Below are 19,302 nucleotides of genomic sequence, written 5' to 3' on the forward strand. Positions count from 1 at the left end.
TGGGGCCAGAACAATACCATTGGCATGTAATTTCCTAGGCCGTTTTGTTAGCTGAACCCGGGCGCCGACGCTTGTTACGCGGCTAGACGCGGTTCTACAGCAAACTTGGGAGGTCGGCTTCGCTAACTCTTCTCATGAACGCGGCATCGTCGCCACGCCGCGGCAGCAAGTGCTGCGCCCGGGCTGTCGCTAACTCACGTCGGCGCGCAACCCGGGCGACAGACAAGTTGCTTGTCTTTCAGCGGCACTGGTCGGTGCCCCGAGCCCGCGGGGGGTTTTGCTCAAGGCGATCGTTAGCTATTGGTCCGGCAAACAGCTTCGGCGACATATCGTGGGCTCGCGGCGCAGGCGGCGCCGCTGCACAATCGGTTTCCGAATCAGCGTTGCGAATGGAGATAGCGAATGCGTGTGTTGCTGTCGACATACGATTCGCGCGGTGGCGTCGAGCCGCTGCTGGGCCTCGCCGTCCAACTGCAAGCGCTCGGCGCGGAGGTTCGCATCTGCGCGCCGCCGGACGACGAGTTCGCCGAGCGGGCCGGCGGATTCGGCGTGCCGCTGGTGGCGTTTGGCGAGTCGGTGCGCGCCATGACCAGCGCGGCCGGTCCGCAGTCCGAGGCGTACCTGCGGCGGCACTTCGATGAGTTGATCGCCGCGCAGTTCGACACCGTCGCGGACGCGGCCCGGGGATGCGATGCGCTGGTGGCCGCGGGCCTGCTGCCGGCGGCGGCCGGCGCCCGGTCGGCGGCCGAAATGCTCGGCATCCATTACGTTTACGCGAGCTATCACCCGACCAACCTGCCGTCGCCGCACCACCGACCGCCCTCGTTCTGGAGCTGGCCGCTGCCACCGGGCGCGATCGACCACCGGGCGCTGTGGGACCTGGACGCCCAAAACGTGAATGCGCTTTTCGGCCCGACGCTCAACCGTCACCGCGTCGAGGTCGGCCTGCCGCCGGTGCACGACGTCCGTGGTCACGCCTTCACCGACCGCCCGTGGCTGGCGTCGGACCCGACGCTGGGCCCGTGGCAGGAGCAGACGGACCTCGACGTCGTCCAAACCGGCGCGTGGATGCTGCGGGACACGCGTCCGCTGCCGGCGGAGTTGGTCGAGTTCCTGGACGCCGGGACGCCACCGGTGTACGTGGGCTTCGGCAGCATGCCGCTGCGCGGCCCGGCCGACCTCGCCCTTGCGGCCGTCGAGGCGATCCGCGGGCTGGGCCGCCGCGTGGTCGTCGCCCGGGGGTGGGCCGGCCTGGCGCCGATAGACGACGGGGACGACTGCTTTTCCGTCGGTGAGGTGAACCAGCAGTCATTGTTCGGGCGGGTGGCCGCCGTCGTGCACCACGGCGGCGCGGGCACCACGACGACGGCCGCCGGCGCGGGCGCCCCGCAGGTGGTGGTGCCGCAGGGCGCCGACCAGTTGTACTGGGCCGGACGGGTCGGCGAACTGGGCATCGGGACCGCGCACATAGGTGTGGCGCCCACCGCCGAGTCGCTGGTCGCCGCGCTCGAACCCGTGTTGACCCCCGAGGCCCGCGCGCGAGCGGGCGCCGTGGCGAGCACGATCCGCACCGACGGGGCGGCGGTGGCGGCGAACCTGCTGCTCGAGACGATCAGCCGGGAAAAGGCCGCCAGCCTAGCGCGGTAGCGCCGACCCGAAGACCTCCGTCATTGCCGCCCAGTGCCGCTCGTCGGCGGCGGGGTCGTAGGGAGGGTTGTCCGGGACCGCGAAGCCGTGGGCGGCGGGATACCACTCGATGGTGTGCGCCACGCCGGCCGCCGTCAGCGCCTTGTCGAGCTGCTCCGCGTGGTCGGTCGTGAACGACGGGTCGTTCTCGGCGCCACCGACGTACACCGTGGCGGTGATCCGGTCGGCCAGCAGGTGGGGGCTGTCCGCGCCGTCGCTCACCAGCCCGCCGCCGTGGAAGGACGCCGCGGCGGCGACGCGGTCCGGTTGGCGGCCGGCCACCACCAGCGACGTCCGCCCGCCCATGCAGTAGCCGCACACGCCGAATCGCTCGCCGGACACCTCGGGGCGACCGGCCAGGTAGTCGAAGAACGCGCCGGCGTCGCTGGCCATTTTGTCCGGTGTGATGCCGCCGATCATTCCGAAAAGGCGCCTGCGTTCCTGCTCGTCGCTGAACACGGTGGCCATGTCGAACGGGGTCCAGTCGCCGCTGCGGTAGTACACGTCGGGAAGCAGCACCGCGTAGCCGAATCCGGCCAGCTTGGCGGCCATCTCGTCGAAGGTGTCTCGCACCCCGCCGGCGTCGCAATACATCACAATTCCTGGCCAGGGGCCGGGTCCTTCGGGGGTGAAAAATCGGACGGGGCAGGAGCCGTCGGGGGTGGTGACACTGTCGGTGAACTTCGGCATGGGATCCGTTCTACTCTCCGTCCCGCGGGGTAGATTGGCCGCGTGCCGATCGCCACCCCCTACGAGGACCTGCTTCGCGTGGTGCTCGACCGGGGCGCCGCCAAATCCGACCGCACCGGCACCGGGACCCGCAGCCTGTTCGGCCAGCAGTTGCGCTACGACCTGTCGGCCGGCTTCCCGCTGCTGACCACCAAGAAGATTCATTTCAAGTCGGTGGTCTACGAGTTGCTGTGGTTTCTGCGCGGCGACTCCAACGTCGCCTGGCTGCACGAGCACGGCGTCACCATCTGGGACGAATGGGCAAGCGAGACAGGCGATCTCGGGCCCATCTACGGCGTGCAGTGGCGGTCCTGGCCGACGCCGACCGGAGAGCACATCGACCAGATCAGCGCGGCACTGGAGCTGCTGCGCACCGACCCGGATTCCCGGCGCATCATCGTCTCGGCGTGGAACGTCGGCGAGATACCGCAGATGGCGTTGGCGCCATGCCACGCGCTGTTCCAGTTCTACGTCGCCGACGGGCGGCTGAGTTGCCAGCTCTACCAGCGCAGTGCCGATCTGTTTCTCGGGGTCCCGTTCAACATCGCCAGCTACGCGCTGCTCACCCACATGATGGCCGCCCAGGCCGGCCTCGCGGTCGGCGAGTTCGTATGGACCGGCGGTGACTGCCACATCTACGACAACCACGTCGAACAGGTGCGGACCCAGCTCGCCCGCGAACCGCGGCCATACCCGGAACTAGTTCTGGCGCACAGGGATTCGATCTTCGACTACACCTATGAAGACGTCGTCGTGAAGAACTACGATCCGCACCCGGCGATCAAAGCTCCCGTCGCGGTATGACCCGCGCCGGCGACGATGCAGAGCCAAGCGATGAGGAGAAGCGGCGCACTTGCACCGCGGGTCTGGTCTGGGCTCAGTCGACGTCCGGTGTGATCGGGCGCGGCGGCGATATTCCGTGGCGGGTGCCCGAGGACCTGGCGCGCTTCAAAGAGGTGACCATGGGTCACACGGTGGTGATGGGGCGGCGGACGTGGGAGTCGCTGCCGGCGCGGGTGCGCCCGCTGCCGGGCCGGCGAAACGTCGTGCTGTCCCGGGACCCCGATTACGTGGCCGAGGGGGCCGAGGTGCTCGATTCGCTGGAGGCGGCGCTGACCGAGCCGCAGGCGTGGGTCATCGGCGGCGAGCAGATCTACCTGCTCGGGCTGCCGCTGGCCACCCGCTGCGAGGTCACCGAGGTCGAAATCGACCTGCCGCGCGACGACGGCGACGCGCTGGCCCCGGTGCTCGACGAGTCGTGGTTGGGCGTGACGGGGGACTGGCAGGTCAGCCGCACGGGGCTGCGTTACCGGTTTCACACGTACCGTCGTCCGTAGGGGTCGCCCCGGCGGCGCCGCCCGCGTGACGCGCACCGCCTGACATACTCGGGACTCGGGGGTCGGTCTCACGGGTCTATAACTCATTTCCAGTAAAGGGGGGATTTTGCAGTGATAACCGAACCCGCGAAGACGTTTCCGCGTGTGTTCAGGGGCTACGATTCGGCGGCGGTTGACGCGTCCATCGAGGCGCTGACCGCCAAGCAGCAGCTGCTGCTCAACGACGTCAGGAGCCTGGAGGCGCGACTGACCCAGGCCGGCGACGAAGCGGCGGCCCTGCGCAAGGAAGTCGCCGTCCTCACCGACACCTCCCCGTCGCCCCACGCCATGCAATTGCGGATGGCCAACATGCTGCGGCGCACGGTCGACGAGGTTTCCCAGCTGCAGGCCGAGGCGCGGGCCGAGGCGGACGCGCTGATCGCGTCGGCGGAGGCGGAGGCCGAGGAGTCCCGGCGAGAGCACGAGGAGCAGATGGCGCAGCTGACCGCGCGCCGGGAGGCCCTCGAGGCGGATTACGACGAGAAGAAGAAACAGCTCGAGGCCGAGCTCGCCGAGATGCGTGACGAAACCGAACGGGCTATCGAGCAGGCGTGGCGCGATGCCCGGCGGGAGGCCGATCACTACCGCGAGCAGGCCCGGCGGGCCGCGGACGAGGCCAGCCAGCAGCGAATCAAGATCCTCGAGCAGCTGGAGCGGGTCTACCGCGACCTGGAGCCCGTTCCGGCCGCTCTCGCGGCGGCGCGCCAGGAGCAGAAGGATTTGCCGGAGGCGAGCGTCGTCGTGCCGCTGGGCGAGAAAGTCGGCGCGGGCTGATCCCGCGGTAGCGTTGCCGCGTAGGGCGGCCAAAACGCGGTATTCTCGGCGCCGTGCCGATCGGGAAACGCACGCTGACCGCCGCCCAGGCTCGGCGCTTAGCCGTTGCGGCACAAGGGTTTAGCGAGCCGCGACCCAAGGGCCCGGTCACCCGCGCGCATCTGAAGAGCCTGATCTCGAGAATCCAAGTGCTGCAGCTGGATTCGGTATCGGTGGCGGTGCGCGCCCACTACGCCCCCGTGTTCAGCCGGCTGGGGCCCTACGACCGCGACGTGCTGGACCGCGCCGCCTGGTCGCATTCGGCGCGCTCGCCGCGGCTGCTGGTCGAGTACTGGGCCCACGAGGCCGCGCTGATGGCCGTCGACGACTGGCCGCTGCTGCGGTGGCGGATGCGCCAATACCGGCACGGCCGCTGGGGCACCCACATCGTCAAGGCCAATCCCCAACTCGCCGAGGACATTCTCGCCGCCGTCGCCGAGCTGGGGCCCAGCACCGCCGGGCAGATCGAGGCGCACCTGGCCGCCGAGCCGCGGCGGAAAAAGGGGACCTGGTGGACCCGCAGCGACACCAAGTGGGTCGCCGAGGCGCTGTTTGCCTCCGGCGCGCTCACCACGGCCACCCGGGTCGGCTTCGCCCGCCACTACGACCTGGTGGAGCGGGTGCTGCCGCATAGCGTGCTGACCCGCGAGGTCGACGACGACGAGGCGATCCGCGAGCTCACGCTGCGGGCCGCCACCGCGCTGGGCGTGGGCACCGAGGCCGACATCCGCGACTACTTCCGGCTGTCGGCCCAGCAGGTCAAGCCCGCGATCGCCGACCTGCTGGCCGCTGGTGAGATCGAACGGGTCGACGTCGACGGCTGGTCGGCCCCGGCGTACCTGCGGGCGGGCCGCACGCTGCCGCGCTCCGATCGCGGCACCGCGCTGTTGTGCCCGTTCGACCCGTTGATCTTCTTCCGGCCCCGGGTGGAGCGGCTGTTCAACTTCCACTACCGCATCGAGATCTACACCCCGGCCGCCCAACGCAGGTATGGCTACTACGTGTGGCCGCTGCTGATGGACGGCCGATTGGTCGCGCGGGTGGACCTCAAGGCCGACCGGGCGACCGACTCGCTGCGCGTGGTGGGCGCGTTCGCCGAGCGCGACGTGTCTCGGCCCGCCGTCGCCGACGCGCTGGCGGGCGAACTGAATTCGATGGCGTCGTGGCTGGGGCTGGGCGGGTTCAGCGTCGCCGGCCGCGGCGACCTGGCGGGCGAATTGCGCGCGGCGGCCAAGCGGGCCGGCTGATGAAAGCGCTCAAGGACACGCTCTGGAAGGCCGCGGAAAAACTGCGCGGGTCGGTCCCGGCCGGTGAATACAAGGACGTGATCCTGGACCTGGTGTTCCTGCAGCACGTCGCCGGTTCGCAGTGGCAAGCCCTGGTGGACAACGCGACATCACCGGACCTCGGCCGTCGCATCGACGACGCGATGGAGGCCGCCGCGATGCCGCGGCGCTACGAGAACCTCGACCCGCGCCGGCTCGGTGAGCTGGTGGGTCTGCTCGACGGTGCGCGACGCGGCCGAGACATGCTGGGCGAGATATACGAGTACTTCCTGGCCAACTTCGCGCGCTCCGAGGGCAAGCGCGGGGGCGAATTCTTCACCCCGCCAAGCGTCGTGCGGGTCATGGTCGAGGTGCTCGAACCGTCCAGCGGCCGCGTGTACGACCCGTGCTGCGGTTCGGGCGGAATGTTCGTGCGCACCGAGCAATTCATCGCCGAGCACGACGGCGATCCCGCGAAGGTCACGATCTACGGCCAGGAGAGCATCGAGCAAACCTGGCGGATGGCCAAGATGAACCTCGCCGTGCACGGCATCGACGACGCGGGCGTCGTCCGCGGCGACACGCTCGTTTGCGACCAGCACGCCGGCGTGCAGATGGACTACGTGATGGCCAATCCGCCGTTCAACATCAAGGATTGGGCCCGCGACGAACGGGACGCGCGCTGGCGCTTCGGCGTTCCGCCCGCCGCCAATGCGAACTACGCCTGGATTCAGCACATCCTGTCCAAACTGGCCCCCGGCGGAAAGGCCGGCGTGGTGATGGCCAACGGGTCGATGTCGTCGAACACGCTCGGGGAGGGCGACATTCGGGCGCGGATCGTCGAGGCGGACCTGGTGTCGTGCATGGTGGCGCTGCCCGGGCAGCTGTTCCGCAGCACCGGAATTCCGGTGTGCCTGTGGTTCTTCGCGCTCGACAAGGCCGACCGCGCGGGCCAGGTGCTGTTCATCGACGCCCGCGCGCTCGGCTACCTGGTGGACCGCACGGAGCGCGCGCTGACCGACGAGGAGATCGTTCGCATCGGCGATACTTACCACGCTTGGTGCGCATCGGAGTCCGCTACTGCCAAAGGCGTTGTCTACCAAGATGTCCCGGGTTTCTGCAAATCCGCGTCGCTGGACGATATCCGGGCCGCGGGCTATGCGCTCACGCCGGGACGTTATGTGGGCGCGCCCGAGTCCGACGACGACGGGGAGCCGCTCGACGCCAAGATCGCCCGGTTGACGGGCGACCTGTTGGCGGCGCTCGACGAATCCGCGCGGCTGGAGCGGATGGTGCGCGAGCAGGTGGAGCGGCTGCGGTGAAGGCCAAGCTGGGCGACCACCTCGACTTCAGCAACGGGACCTGCTCTCCGGCGCGAACCCCGGACGGCCGCTTTCGCGTTTACGGCTCCAATGGGCCGATCGGCTATGCGGCGCAATGCAATGCGGCCGGCCCACTGATCGTGCTCGGGCGCGTCGGATCGTATTGCGGCAGCCTGCGGTACTGCGATTCCGACGTCTGGGTCACCGACAATGCGCTGGTGTGCCGGGCCAAGGACCCAGCGGAGACGCGGTACTGGTATTACGCGCTGCACACCTGCGGGCTCAACGGACACCGGGGCGGATCGGGACAGCCGCTGCTCAACCAGACGATCCTGCGTGAGGTTTGCGTCTCGACCGTCGCGGCCCCGCAGCGCCGCCGTGTCGCCGAGGTGCTCGGTGCCATTGACGACAAGATCGCCGCCAATCAACGCGTGATCGAGGCCGCGGAGAGCCTGATGGTCGCGACCGCCGAGTCGGTGTCCGAACGCGTGCCGCTGTCCGCCCTCGCCCGCCGGTCGACGGAACTCCTCGGTCCGCCCGGGTTCGACGACGTGGTGGCCCACTTCAGCCTCCATGCGTTCGACGACGGCGCGAAACACCGGCTGGTCGCCGGGGAAAGCGTGAAGAGCGCCAAGTTCGTCCTGTCCGAGCCGTGCGTGCTGTTCGCGAAGCTCAATCCCAGGATTCCGCGCGTCTGGAATGTGGTGGGCCTGCCCCCGCAAATGGCTTTGGCCAGCACGGAGTTCGTCGTGTTGCGTCCCGTCGGCGTCGACACGTCGGCGCTGTGGGCGGCTTTGCGGCAGCCCGACGTCGTCGCGACGTTGCAGCGGCGGGCCGCCGGGACGTCGGGGAGCCACCAGCGCGTCCAATCGCGCGACCTGCTGGAGGTTCCGGTCCGCGACGTCCGGCGCCTGGCGCCCGCGGCGGCGCGGACGCTCACCGGACTGGGCGCGCTGTGTCACGCGCGCCGCGCGGAATCCGCGCGGTTGTCCACCTTCCGCGACACGCTGCTGCCGTTGCTGATATCGGGCGAGCTCGCGGTGGGCCCGGTCTAGCGCCGAAACTGCGCTCAGAGCGCCCGATCGGGCCCGAAACACGCGCTGAGCGCAGACTCGGCGCGCCCAACGATCGCCCAACGATAAGGTGGGCGCCGTGGCCGAGACCGCGCCGCTGCGCGTGCAACTGATCGCCAAGACGGAGTTCCTGGCGCCGCCGGACGTGCCCTGGACGACCGACGCCGAGGGCGGCCCCGCGCTGGTCGAGTTCGCCGGGCGGGCCTGCTATCAGAGCTGGTCGAAGCCCAACCCGAAGACGGCGACCAACGCCGGCTACATCGGACACATCATCGACGTCGGACACTTTTCGGTGCTCGAGCATGCCAGCGTCTCGTTCTACATCACCGGCATCTCGCGATCCTGCACCCACGAGCTGATCCGACACCGGCACTTCTCCTACTCGCAGCTGTCGCAACGCTATGTGCCGGAGGGGGACTCGCGCGTCGTCGTCCCGCCGGGCATGGACGACGACCCCGAACTGCAGGAGATCCTCGTCAAGGCCGCCGACGCCAGCCGCGCCACCTACGCCGAGCTGTTGGCGAAACTGGAAGCCAAGTTCGCCGACCAGCCGAGCGCGATATTGCGCCGCAAACAGGCGCGCCAGGCCGCCCGCGCGGTGCTGCCCAACGCCACCGAGACCCGCATCGTCGTCACCGGGAACTACCGCGCGTGGCGGCACTTCATCGCCATGCGCGCCAGCGAGCACGCCGACGTGGAAATCCGGCGCCTGGCCATCGAGTGCCTGCGCCAGCTCGTCGGCGTGGCGCCCGCGGTGTTCGCCGACTTCGAGGTCTCCACCCTGGCCGACGGCACCGAGGTCGCCACCAGCCCTCTGGCCACCGAAGCCTGAGGCGGCGCAGCCGGGGAAGGCTGAGGCGGCAATCCGGCCTGAGCCCACCGAAGCCTGAGCCGCGCGGCGGCTAATTGCGTTTGGTACCGCCAGGTAACCTGAAGACCGTGAGCACCGTCGGATTCGACGCCCCCGCCCGGTTGGGAACCCTGCTGACGGCGATGGTGACGCCGTTCGCCGCCGACGGCGCGCTGGACCCCAAGGCTGCGGCGCACCTGGCAAACCACCTGGTGGACGGGGGGTGCGACGGCCTGGTGGTTTCCGGGACCACCGGCGAGTCGCCTACCACCACCGACGACGAGAAACTCGAGCTGCTGCGCGCCGTGCTCGAGGCGGTCGGTGACCGGGCCCGCGTCATCGCCGGCGCCGGCACCTATGACACGGCTCACAGCGTCCGGCTGGCGAAGGCCTGCGCGGCCGAGGGTGCGCACGGACTGCTGGTCGTCACGCCGTACTACTCGAAGCCGCCGCAGAGCGGGCTGATCGCGCATTTCAACGCCGTCGCCGACGCGACCGAGCTCCCGGTGCTGCTCTACGACATCCCACCCCGCTCGGTGATACCGATCCAGACCGAGACCATCCACGCGCTGGCCGCGCACCCGAACATCGTCGGGATCAAGGACGCCAAGGGCGACCTGCACAGCGGCGGCCAGATCATCGCCGAAACCGGGCTCGCCTACTACTCCGGCGACGACGCGCTGAACCTGCCGTGGCTGGCCGTGGGCGCCACCGGTTTCATCAGCGTGATCTCGCACGTCGCGGCGGGCCAGCTGCGGGAGTTGTTGTCCGCCTTTGCCTCCGGCGACATGGCGACCGCCCGCAAGATCAACGTCGCGGTCGCACCGCTGTGCAACGCCATGGGCAGGCTCGGCGGGGTGACCATGTCGAAGGCGGGTCTGCGCCTGCAGGGCGTCGATGTCGGCGACCCCCGGTTGCCGCAGATGCCGGCGACGCCGGAGCAGATCGAGGCGCTGGCCGCCGACATGCGCGCGGCCTCGGTTCTCAGGTGAGTCGAACGTGAACGAGGAACTCGCCCCACCGGGTCCCCTGGCTCCGGGCGGGTTGCGGGTCACCGCGCTTGGCGGCATCAGCGAAATCGGCCGCAACATGACGGTTTTCGAGCACCTGGGCCGGCTGTTGATCATCGACTGCGGGGTGATGTTCCCCACCCACGACGAGCCCGGTGTCGACCTGATCCTGCCGGACCTGCGCCACATCGAGGACCGCCTCGAGGACATCGAGGCGCTGGTGCTCACCCACGCGCACGAGGACCACATCGGGGCGATCCCGTTCCTGCTCAAGCTGCGCCCCGACATCCCGGTCGTCGGTTCGAAGTTCACCCTCGCGCTGGTCGCGGCCAAATGTCGCGAGCACCGCATCAAGCCGGTCTTCGTCGAGGTCACCGAGGGGCAGCGCAGCACGCACGGCGTCTTCCAGTGTCAGTACTTCGCCGTCAACCACTCCATCCCCGACGCGCTGGCCATCGCCGTGCACACCGGTGCCGGAACCGTGCTGCACACCGGCGACATCAAGCTCGATCAGCTGCCGCTCGACGGCCGGCCGACCGACCTGCCCGGCATGTCTCGGCTGGGCGACGCGGGTGTGGACCTGTTCCTGTGCGACTCGACGAATTCGGAGATCCCGGGCGTCGGCCCGTCGGAAAGCGAGGTCGGCCCGACGCTGCACCGGCTGATCCGGGGCGCCGACGGCCGCGTGATCGTGGCGTGCTTCGCCTCCAACGTGGACCGGGTGCAGCAGATCATCGACGCCGCAGTGGCTTTGGGCCGGCGGGTGTCGTTCGTCGGGCGCTCCATGGTGCGCAACATGGGCATCGCGCGGGAGCTGGGTTTCCTGCGCGTGGACGACTCCGACCTGATCGACATCTCCGCCGCCGAGATGATGGCGCCTGAGCGGGTCGTGCTGATCACCACCGGCACCCAGGGTGAACCGATGTCGGCGCTGTCGCGGATGTCACGCGGCGAGCACCGCAGCATTACGCTGACGTCCGAGGACCTGGTGATCCTGTCGTCGTCGCTGATCCCCGGCAACGAGGAGGCGGTGTACGGCGTCATCGACGAGCTGGCCAAGATCGGCGCCCGCGTCGTCACCAACCAGCAAGTGCGCGTTCACGTTTCCGGCCACGCGTACGCGGGCGAGCTGCTCTTCCTCTACAACGGGGTGCGGCCGCGCAACGTGATGCCGGTGCACGGCACCTGGCGGATGCTGCGCGCCAACGCCAAGCTCGCGGCGCGCGCCGGGGTGCCCCAGGACTCGATCCTGTTGGCGGAGAACGGGGTCAGCGTCGACCTGATGGCCGGCAAGGCCACGATCGCCGGGGCCGTGCCGGTGGGCAAGATGTTCGTCGACGGGCTGATCACCGGCGACGTCGGCGACATCACCCTGGGCGAGCGGCTGATCCTGTCGTCGGGATTCGTAGCGGCGATCGTGGTGGTGCAGCGCGGCACCGGGCGTCCGGCCGCCGCGCCGCAACTGATTTCGCGCGGCTTCTCCGAAGACCCCAAGGCGCTCGAGCCGGCCGTGCGCAAGGTCGAGGCGGAGCTGGAGCAGCTGGCCTCCGATAACGTGACCGATCCCGTCCGCATCGCCCAGGGCGTGCGCCGCACGGTCGGCAAGTGGGTGGGCGAAACCTACCGCCGGCAGCCGATGATCGTGCCGACCGTCATCGAGGTCTAGGTCTTCTCCGCGTACGCCGACCATTCCAGCTGCGAGGCACCGAGTTTGCGGCCGGCGGGCTGCACGTACCGCGCCACCAGCTCGTCGGGGCCGGCCTGCTCCACCAGCCGCCAACCGTATTCGCCGATGAACCCGGCGACCTCGTCGGGATCCAGGCCGAAGTGCCACAGCTGGTGACGCTCGCGGACGTTGCGGTACAGCGTGCGGGTGCCGTACCGATGGCTGCCGTCGATGAAATCCCTTCGGACATAGGTGAATACGATCCGGCTGCCGGGCGCGGCCGCGCGCAGTCCCTCCAGCGTGCGCCGGACGCCGTCCTCGGTCAGGTACTGGGTGACCCCTTCCCACACGAAGAACGCCCGGTAGTCGGGGCGATAGCCGTGCTCGGCCAACGAGGTGAGCAGGTCGTCGCGCTCGAAGTCCAACGCCACCAACCGAACCGACAGCGGCGGATCACCGAGCACCCGGCGCACCGTCTTGGCCTTGCGCGCGATGTTGATCGGCAGGTCCACCTCGAAGACCGGGATGCGCGCCCGCCGGGTCAGCCGATAGGCCAGCGTGTCCAGACCCGCCCCGAGGATGACGACGGCGTCGACGTCGCCCAGCGCCGCCGCGATCTTGTCGTCGATAAAACGCTTGCGGCAGGCCAGATTCGCCCACAGCCCGGGGCCGGTGAACTCCGAGCCGCGGATCATCAGGCGGCGGGCCGGGTCCCAGCGCGTCGCGCCGGCGAGCAATCGCAGCGGGCGTGGCAGGAACAGTTCCGCGAGGTCGTCGTCCACCAGCCGGCGCCCGGCCGGCTCGTTGTGTTCGACGGCGGCCAACACCATGGGGCCGAACGCCGTCTGCGCCGCGGGATTTCGCGCCATGAGCGACTACTTGTTCAAGAAGCCCGCATCGACGGGCAGGGTGACGCCGGTGATGTAGCGGGCCTGGTCGGAGACCAGCCACGCCACCGCGTTGGCGATGTCCTCGGCCTGCAACACTTCCACCGGTAGCGCGTTGCCCAGGCTGCGCGGCTGGTCGGTCTGGGACGCCATCTTGGCGAGCCACTCCCGAGTGAACTCGTTGTTGATCATCGGGGTTTCGACGCCCGTCGGATGGATCGAGTTGACCCGGATGTTTTGACCCGCAAGCAGATTCGCGTATACCCGCATCAACCCCACCACGCCGTGCTTGGCGGCCGCGTAGCCCACCGAGCCGGCGTCGGGACTGCCCACCCCGGCCAGCCCGGCGGCCGAACTGATCAGCACGATCGACCCGCCGCTGCCCTGCTTGACCATGGGCGATATCGCGACCTTGATCGTGTTGTAGACGCCGGTGAGGTTGACGTCGATGACGTCGCGCCAGCCGTCGTCACCGGATGCCATCGGGGCGATGCCGGCGTTGGCGACCACGATGTCCAGCCGGCCGAATTCGTCGAGGCCGGCCCGCACCGCGGCCGCGAGCGATTCGCGGTCCCGGACGTCGGCCTGCTTGGCGACGATGCGGGCGCCGGTGTCCTCGACGAGCTTGACGGTGGCCGCCAGATCCTCCGGGGTGGCCAGGGGATACGGGACGCTGGCGATCTGCTCGCACAGGTCGACCGCGATGATGTTCGCGCCGTCGGTGGCCAGCCGCACCGCGTGCGCGCGGCCCTGGCCGCGGGCGGCCCCGGTGATCAGCGCGACTTTTCCGTGCAGCGGGGCGTTACCGCTCACGCGCGCAGCTGTCCCTTGTCCGGGTCGCCGGCCGGAATCGGCTGCAGCATCTTGATGTCCGGCGCGCCGGCCAGGTGCTCGCCGGCCGCCGTGAACAGCTTGGTGATCGCCGGGGCGGTGCTGTGCACCTTGAGTGCTTCCTCGTCGGCCCACTGCTCGACGAAGACGAAGGTCTCGCCGGTCTGATGTAGCGAATACAGCTGGCAGCCGGGCTCCTCGTGCACTTCCGATACCGCAGTGGTCAGGATGTCGCGGACGGTGTCGACCGATTCGGGTTTGACGGTCATGGTGGCGACGACGACGACGGGCATGCTCAGGGCCTCCTGGGGGTGAGAGGGGTGGGTGACGGCATGACGTAGATCACCGCTAGCCACCCTACCCAGGCCCGATCGGCGGCATCGCCCGCCCGGCGATGGTTACCAGTGTGGCGGGTGGTGTAGATGAGGCTTTTGCGACTACTCTGAGCGTCATGCCCAGTAAGACCGCCGCCCGCTCCGGAGCCCGAACGAGCAGGTCAAAGGCACCTTCGCGGGGGAGGTCCCGAAGCGCGCGCCCGGCGGCGCCCCGCAAGAAGGCGGGCAGGCCCGCCAAGCGCCGCAACTCCTCGCTGCTGGTCGCCACGGGGCTGACCTGCGGGCGCGCCATGCGCGCCACCTGGCTGATGGCCGCCCGGGGCACCGGCGGCGCCGCGCGCTCCATCGGGCGCGCCCGCGACATCGATCCCGGACATCGCCGCGACGGGATCGCGCTGGTGCTTCTCGGCGTCGCCGTCGTGGTCGCCGCGAGCTCGTGGTTCGACGCCGCCCGCCCGGTCGGCGCGTGGGTCGACACGCTGCTGCGGACCTTCATCGGCTCGGGCGTCCTGGCGCTGCCCGTGGTCGCCGCCGCGGTGGCGGTCACGCTGATGCGGACCGAGCCCAATCCCGATGCGCGCCCGCGGCTCATCCTCGGCGGCAGCCTGATCGCCCTGTCGGCGCTCGGCCTGCGCCACCTGTGGTCCGGCTCGCCAGAAGACCCCGAATTGCGCCGCCGCGCAGCGGGATTCATCGGTTTCGCCATCGGCGGGCCGCTGTCGGACGGGTTGACGCCCTGGATCGCCGCGCCGCTGTTGTTCATCGGCTTCATGTTCGGACTGCTTTTGCTCACCGGGACCACCATCCGCGAGGTGCCCGACGTGGTGCGTTCCATGTTCGGCGGCCGGCTGCTCGGCGACGACATCGCCTACGACTACGCGGACGAGTTCGACGACGAGGTCGACAGTGATCAGCCCCGCGACGACTTCTCCGACGGCTACTACGACGAGTCCCCGGAACCGGAACCGCAGGCGTGGCCGTCGGCCGCCGCGGCGCCGGCCAGTCTCGACGAACCGATCGCGGACGACACGCCCACCATCCCCGAACCCGGGCGAAGCCGCCGTCGCACCAAGAAGCCGGAACCGCTGGTGGTGGACCGCGTGGTCGAGGGGCCCTACACGCTGCCGGCGCTGAGCCTGCTGATCGCCGGCGATCCGCCCAAGAAGCGCAGCGCCGCCAACAATGTCATGGCCGACGCCATCAGCGAGGTGCTCAACCAGTTCAAGGTCGACGCCGCCGTCACCGGCTGCACCCGCGGACCCACCGTCACCCGCTACGAGGTCGAGCTGGGCCCCGGCGTGAAGGTGGAGAAGATCACCGCGCTGCAGAAGAACATCGCCTACGCGGTGGCCACCGAGAGCGTGCGGATGCTGGCCCCGATCCCCGGCAAGTCCGCCGTCGGCATCGAGGTGCCCAACACCGACCGGGAGATGGTGCGCCTGGCCGACGTACTCACCGCGCCGTCGACCCGCCGCGACCACCACCCGCTGGTGATCGGGCTGGGCAAGGACATCGAGGGCGACTTCATCTCGGCGAACCTGGCCAAGATGCCGCACCTGCTGGTCGCCGGTTCCACCGGATCCGGCAAGTCGAGCTTCGTGAACTCGATGCTGGTGTCGCTGCTGACGCGGGCCACCCCGGAAGAGGTCAGGATGATCCTGATCGACCCGAAGATGGTGGAACTCACGCCCTACGAAGGCATTCCGCACCTGATCACCCCGATCATCACCCAACCGAAGAAGGCGGCGGCCGCGCTGGCCTGGCTGGTCGAGGAGATGGAGCAGCGCTACCAGGACATGCAGGCCTCCCGGGTGCGCCACATCGACGACTTCAACGCCAAGGTGCGCTCCGGCGCGATCACCGCGCCGCTGGGCAGCCAGCGCGAATACCGGCCCTACCCCTACGTGGTGGCGATCGTCGACGAGCTGGCCGACCTGATGATGACCGCGCCGCGCGACGTGGAGGACGCCATCGTGCGGATCACCCAGAAGGCCCGCGCCGCGGGCATCCACCTGGTGCTGGCCACCCAGCGCCCGTCCGTCGACGTCGTCACCGGCCTGATCAAGACCAACGTGCCGTCGCGGCTGGCGTTCGCGACGTCGTCGCTCACGGACAGCCGGGTGATCCTGGACCAGGCCGGCGCGGAGAAGCTGATCGGCATGGGCGACGCCCTCTTCCTGCCGATGGGGGCCAGCAAGACGGTCCGGTTGCAGGGCGCCTTCATCACCGACGACGAGATCCACGCCGTCGTCAACGCGTGCAAGGACCAGGCCGAACCCGAATACACCGAGGGCGTGACCACCGCCAAGACGACCAGCGAGCGCACCGACGTCGACCCCGACATCGGCGACGACATGGACCTGTTCCTGCAGGCCGTCGAGCTGGTGGTGTCCAGCCAGTTCGGCTCGACCTCGATGCTGCAGCGCAAGCTGCGGGTCGGCTTCGCCAAGGCCGGCCGGCTGATGGACCTGATGGAGACCCGTGGCATCGTCGGGCCGTCCGAGGGCTCCAAGGCGCGCGACGTGCTCGTCAAGCCCGACGAGCTGGCCGCGACGCTGGCTGCGATCCGGGGCCTGGACGGCGGCTCAGACGGGGACGCTCCGGAATAGCGCCGAGCAGACGCAGAATCGCACTGGAAGCACGCATTTTGTGCGATTCTGCGTCTGCTCGCCGGACTAGAGCACCAGCAGCATCCGGGAGTTGCCCAGGATGTTGGGTTTGACGTAGCTCAGGTCCAGGAACTCGGCGACACCGATGTCGTAGGAGCGGCACATCTCCTCGTACACCTCGGCGGTGACCGGCGTGCCCTCGATCTCGGTGAACCCGTGCCGGCCGAAGAACTCGGTCTCGAACGTCAGCACGAACAGCCGCTCCAGCTGCAGCTCGCGCGCGACCTCCAGCAGCCGGTTGACGATCGCGTGGCCGATGCCCTGCCCGGTCACCGACGGGTCGACGGCGACGGTGCGGATCTCGCCGAGGTCCGACCACAGCACGTGCAGTGCCCCGCAGCCGACCACCTTGCCGTCGGCGTCCTCGGCCACCCAGAACTCCTGGACGGCCTCGTACAGCGTCACCAGGTTCTTTTCCAGCAGGATGCGTCCGGCGTAGGTGTCGACGAGGTGTTTGATCGCGGGAACGTCCGACGTTCGCGCGCGCCGGACCACGGGCAAGCGGTCGCGTGAGCTTTCAGTCACGGGTAACAGTATCGGCAACGGCGAAGGGAGCGCTGGTCAACGGTTATTCTGATGCCGTGTCGGCACAGCCTGAAACGTCCGGAATGGCTGGCCGCGCCCGCATCGCCAACCTCGCCAACGTCCTCACACTGCTGCGGCTGGTTCTGGTCCCCGTCTTCCTATTCGCGTTGTTCACCGGTGACGGCCACCAAATCGTCGGGCGCATAGTCGCTTTCGTGATTTTCGCGGTCGCCTGCCTGACCGACCGGTTCGACGGTTTGTTGGCCCGCAACTACGGAATGGCCACCGAATTCGGCGCGTTCGTCGATCCGATCGCAGACAAGGCGCTGATCGGGTCGGCACTGATCGGCCTGTCGATGCTGGGCGACCTGCCGTGGTGGGTCACCGTGGTGATCATGGCCCGCGAGGTCGTGGTCACGCTGCTGCGGCTGGCCGTGATCCGCCGCGGCGTCATCCCGGCGAGCTGGGGCGGCAAGCTCAAGACCGTGGTTCAGGCACTGGCGATCGGCCTGTTCGTGCTCCCCCTGACCGGACCGTTCCGGGTAGTGGCGGCGGTGGTGATGGGCATCGCGATCGTGCTCACGGTGGTCACCGGCATCGACTACGTCGCCGGGACGATCAGGACCGTCAGGCGAGTTCGCCAGACGACCGGCTGAACGGGAACCAGGCCGCCCTCGGTGGCGTTGACCCTTATGAGTGCCTGCTGAATGGGGTCTGTTTTTCGTGCTGAGCAGGGCTGACTGGACGAAGGAGGGCGGGATGCCGCCATTGATGCGCGAGGTCATCGGCGACGTGTTGCGTCGGGCCAGGACGTCACAGGGCCGGACGCTGCGGGAGGTCTCGGATTCGGCACGGGTGAGCCTCGGATATCTCTCGGAGGTGGAGCGCGGCCGAAAGGAGCCGTCCAGCGAGCTGCTCAACGCGATCTGCGACGCGCTGCAGGTGCCGCTGTCGGCGGTCCTCACCGGCGCCGGGGAGCGGATGGCCAGCGCGGAACACGCGGCCCATAGCGCCGCGACCGCCGGAGCGAGCAGCACCATCGACGCCAGCACCAAGGTCGTCATTCCGCCGGTGGCCTCGCTGGCCGTGGCCTGAGCGCGCCCGCACGACGCGATCCCGCGTCAGGGGTGGGGCGATCGTCGCCGACCCACTAAATTGAGCGGCAGGGCGCGTGCCCGGCATACGAGAAGCGAAGGTGGAGCTGACTGATGGCCAATCCGTTCGTCAAGGCGTGGAAATACCTCATGGCGCTGTTCAACGCCAAGATTGACGAGCACGCCGACCCCAAAGTGCAGATCCAGCAGGCCATCGAGGAGGCGCAGCGCCAGCATCAGGCGCTGACCCAGCAGGCGGCGCAGGTGATAGGCAACCAGCGCCAACTCGAGATGCGGCTCAACCGGCAGCTGGCGGACATCGAAAAGCTCCAGGTCAACGTGCGCCAGGCGCTGACGCTGGCCGACCAGGCCACCGGCGCGGGCGACGCCGCCAAGGCCGCCGAGTACAACAACGCCGCCGAGGCGTTCGCGGCGCAGCTGGTGACCGCCGAGCAGAGCGTCGAAGACCTCAAGACGCTGCACGACCAGGCGCTGTCCGCCGCGGCCCAGGCCAAGAAGGCCGTCGAACAGAACTCGATGGTGCTGCAGCAGAAGATCGCCGAGCGCACCAAGCTGCTCAGCCAGCTCGAGCAGGCGAAGATGCAGGAACAGGTCAGCGCGTCGCTGCGGTCGATGAGCGAGATCGCCGCCCCGGGCACCACCCCGAACCTCGACGAGGTTCGCGAGAAGATCGAACGCCGCTACGCCAACGCGATCGGGTCGGCCGAACTCGCTCAGGGCTCGGTGCAGGGCCGGATGCTCGAGGTCGAGCAGGCCGGCATCCAGATGGCGGGCCATTCCCGGCTCGAGCAGATCCGCGCGTCGATGCGCGGCGACGCCCTGCCGGCGGGTGGGACGCCCGCCGCCGGGGCCACTCCAGCGCCCGCCGAGAGCGCCGGCGGTCAGGTCGCCGAGAAGCCCTTTGGTCAGTAACCCCGCGGACGGTTCGCGATGGCGGTGAAAGCGGCTCAGCGCTCGCCATGGCGGGCGGTGTTGCAACGCGGATTGGACACCGCCGCCGACCTTTCCGACTTCGTGGCCCAAAAGATCAGCGCCGCCGCCGATCCGCGGGCGCGGTTGCTGCGCCGTCGCCGCCGGGCGCTGCGGTGGGGTGTGATCTTCGGCGTCGGCTGCCTGTTTTGGATCGTGGTGACCGGTGTGCTGGCGGCGT

At 69.3% G+C, this 19,302-nt stretch carries 19 protein-coding genes and 1 pseudogene; 15 read left to right on the forward strand and 5 right to left on the reverse strand.

Annotation, left to right across the window (positions count from 1 at the left end; translation table 11 throughout):
• Window positions 1–402: 402 nt before the first annotated feature.
• Window positions 403–1,647, forward strand: coding sequence for a glycosyltransferase (locus tag N415_RS18570; protein WP_068185122.1), 1,245 nt, complete (start codon window positions 403–405; stop codon window positions 1,645–1,647).
• On the opposite strand, the gene N415_RS18575 is transcribed toward N415_RS18570, so the two are convergent.
• Window positions 1,636–2,376: a dienelactone hydrolase family protein gene (locus N415_RS18575; RefSeq protein ID WP_068185125.1), complete on the reverse strand. Its 741-nt coding sequence runs from the start codon at window positions 2,374–2,376 to the stop codon at window positions 1,636–1,638. The two genes, N415_RS18570 and N415_RS18575, sit on opposite strands and share 12 nt — an antisense overlap.
• A gap of 42 nt (window positions 2,377–2,418) precedes the next feature.
• On the opposite strand from N415_RS18575, the gene N415_RS18580 reads away from it, so the two are divergent.
• The 9 genes from N415_RS18580 to N415_RS18620 all read left to right on the forward strand — a co-directional run bounded on the left by N415_RS18580 (window position 2,419) and on the right by N415_RS18620 (window position 11,790).
• Entirely contained in the window at window positions 2,419–3,219 is an 801-nt protein-coding gene (locus N415_RS18580) for a thymidylate synthase (protein ID WP_068185128.1), read from the forward strand.
• A complete protein-coding gene (locus N415_RS18585) occupies window positions 3,216–3,752 on the forward strand; it encodes a dihydrofolate reductase (RefSeq protein ID WP_068185131.1) in 537 nt (178 codons plus the stop codon). The genes N415_RS18580 and N415_RS18585 overlap by 4 nt, the downstream gene beginning before the upstream one ends.
• 111 nt (window positions 3,753–3,863) lie before the next feature.
• On the forward strand, window positions 3,864–4,565 hold the full coding sequence (locus N415_RS18590; protein WP_068185134.1) for a cell division protein DivIVA: 702 nt from the start codon (window positions 3,864–3,866) through the stop codon (window positions 4,563–4,565).
• Window positions 4,566–4,624: 59 nt separating this feature from the next.
• Window positions 4,625–5,851: a crosslink repair DNA glycosylase YcaQ family protein gene (locus N415_RS18595; RefSeq protein WP_068185181.1), complete on the forward strand. Its 1,227-nt coding sequence runs from the start codon at window positions 4,625–4,627 to the stop codon at window positions 5,849–5,851.
• A complete protein-coding gene (locus tag N415_RS18600) occupies window positions 5,851–7,191 on the forward strand; it encodes an N-6 DNA methylase (RefSeq protein ID WP_068185137.1) in 1,341 nt (446 codons plus the stop codon). Before N415_RS18595 ends, N415_RS18600 begins: the two co-directional genes overlap by 1 nt.
• Entirely contained in the window at window positions 7,188–8,246 is a 1,059-nt protein-coding gene (locus N415_RS18605) for a restriction endonuclease subunit S (RefSeq protein WP_068185140.1), read from the forward strand. Before N415_RS18600 ends, N415_RS18605 begins: the two co-directional genes overlap by 4 nt.
• A 97-nt stretch (window positions 8,247–8,343) precedes the next feature.
• Window positions 8,344–9,096, forward strand: coding sequence for an FAD-dependent thymidylate synthase (gene thyX / locus N415_RS18610; RefSeq protein ID WP_068129205.1), 753 nt, complete (start codon window positions 8,344–8,346; stop codon window positions 9,094–9,096).
• Window positions 9,097–9,203: 107 nt separating this feature from the next.
• Window positions 9,204–10,106 carry a 4-hydroxy-tetrahydrodipicolinate synthase gene (dapA, locus tag N415_RS18615; protein ID WP_068185143.1) on the forward strand — a complete coding sequence of 301 codons (903 nt, stop codon included), beginning with the start codon at window positions 9,204–9,206 and terminating at the stop codon, window positions 10,104–10,106.
• Between the two features lie 7 nt (window positions 10,107–10,113).
• Window positions 10,114–11,790 (forward strand): ribonuclease J, encoded by a 1,677-nt coding sequence (locus N415_RS18620; protein WP_068185146.1) that lies wholly within the window; start codon window positions 10,114–10,116, stop codon window positions 11,788–11,790.
• Here the strand turns inward: N415_RS18620 and N415_RS18625 are convergent.
• The 3 genes from N415_RS18625 to N415_RS18635 are packed head-to-tail and all read right to left on the reverse strand — an operon-like array spanning window position 11,787 to window position 13,801.
• Window positions 11,787–12,659, reverse strand: a complete 873-nt coding sequence (locus N415_RS18625) for an SAM-dependent methyltransferase (protein WP_068185149.1) — start codon at window positions 12,657–12,659, stop codon at window positions 11,787–11,789. The two genes, N415_RS18620 and N415_RS18625, sit on opposite strands and share 4 nt — an antisense overlap.
• A 6-nt stretch (window positions 12,660–12,665) precedes the next feature.
• A complete protein-coding gene (locus tag N415_RS18630) occupies window positions 12,666–13,490 on the reverse strand; it encodes a mycofactocin-coupled SDR family oxidoreductase (protein ID WP_068107210.1) in 825 nt (274 codons plus the stop codon).
• Window positions 13,487–13,801 (reverse strand): putative quinol monooxygenase, encoded by a 315-nt coding sequence (locus N415_RS18635; protein WP_068129134.1) that lies wholly within the window; start codon window positions 13,799–13,801, stop codon window positions 13,487–13,489. Before N415_RS18635 ends, N415_RS18630 begins: the two co-directional genes overlap by 4 nt.
• 101 nt (window positions 13,802–13,902) lie before the next feature.
• Here N415_RS18635 and N415_RS18645 point away from each other — a divergent pair, with 101 nt between their 5' ends.
• The gene (locus N415_RS18645) at window positions 13,903–16,452 is read left to right on the forward strand and encodes a DNA translocase FtsK (protein WP_193376478.1); all 2,550 of its coding nucleotides are present in this window, start codon (window positions 13,903–13,905) and stop codon (window positions 16,450–16,452) included.
• A 66-nt stretch (window positions 16,453–16,518) separates the two neighbouring features.
• On the opposite strand, the gene N415_RS18650 is transcribed toward N415_RS18645, so the two are convergent.
• Window positions 16,519–17,037, reverse strand: a complete 519-nt coding sequence (locus N415_RS18650; RefSeq protein WP_142282043.1) for an amino-acid N-acetyltransferase — start codon at window positions 17,035–17,037, stop codon at window positions 16,519–16,521.
• An 83-nt stretch (window positions 17,038–17,120) separates the two neighbouring features.
• Between N415_RS18650 and pgsA the strand changes: the two genes are divergently transcribed.
• The 4 genes and pseudogenes from pgsA to N415_RS18670 form a co-directional block, all read left to right on the forward strand.
• Complete coding sequence (gene pgsA / locus N415_RS18655; protein WP_068185162.1) at window positions 17,121–17,693, forward strand: CDP-diacylglycerol--glycerol-3-phosphate 3-phosphatidyltransferase; 573 nt, start codon at window positions 17,121–17,123, stop codon at window positions 17,691–17,693.
• Window positions 17,694–17,796: 103 nt separating this feature from the next.
• Complete coding sequence (gene clgR, locus N415_RS18660) at window positions 17,797–18,132, forward strand: transcriptional regulator ClgR (RefSeq protein WP_068107218.1); 336 nt, start codon at window positions 17,797–17,799, stop codon at window positions 18,130–18,132.
• A gap of 113 nt (window positions 18,133–18,245) precedes the next feature.
• The gene (pspA, locus tag N415_RS18665) at window positions 18,246–19,064 is read left to right on the forward strand and encodes a phage shock protein PspA (protein WP_068107220.1); all 819 of its coding nucleotides are present in this window, start codon (window positions 18,246–18,248) and stop codon (window positions 19,062–19,064) included.
• Window positions 19,065–19,082: 18 nt separating this feature from the next.
• Window positions 19,083–19,302: pseudogene (locus N415_RS18670) on the forward strand (hypothetical protein); the annotation flags it as partial.

The organism is Mycobacterium sp. UM_CSW, from assembly GCF_000455205.1.
Classification (GTDB): Bacteria; Actinomycetota; Actinomycetes; order Mycobacteriales; family Mycobacteriaceae; genus Mycobacterium.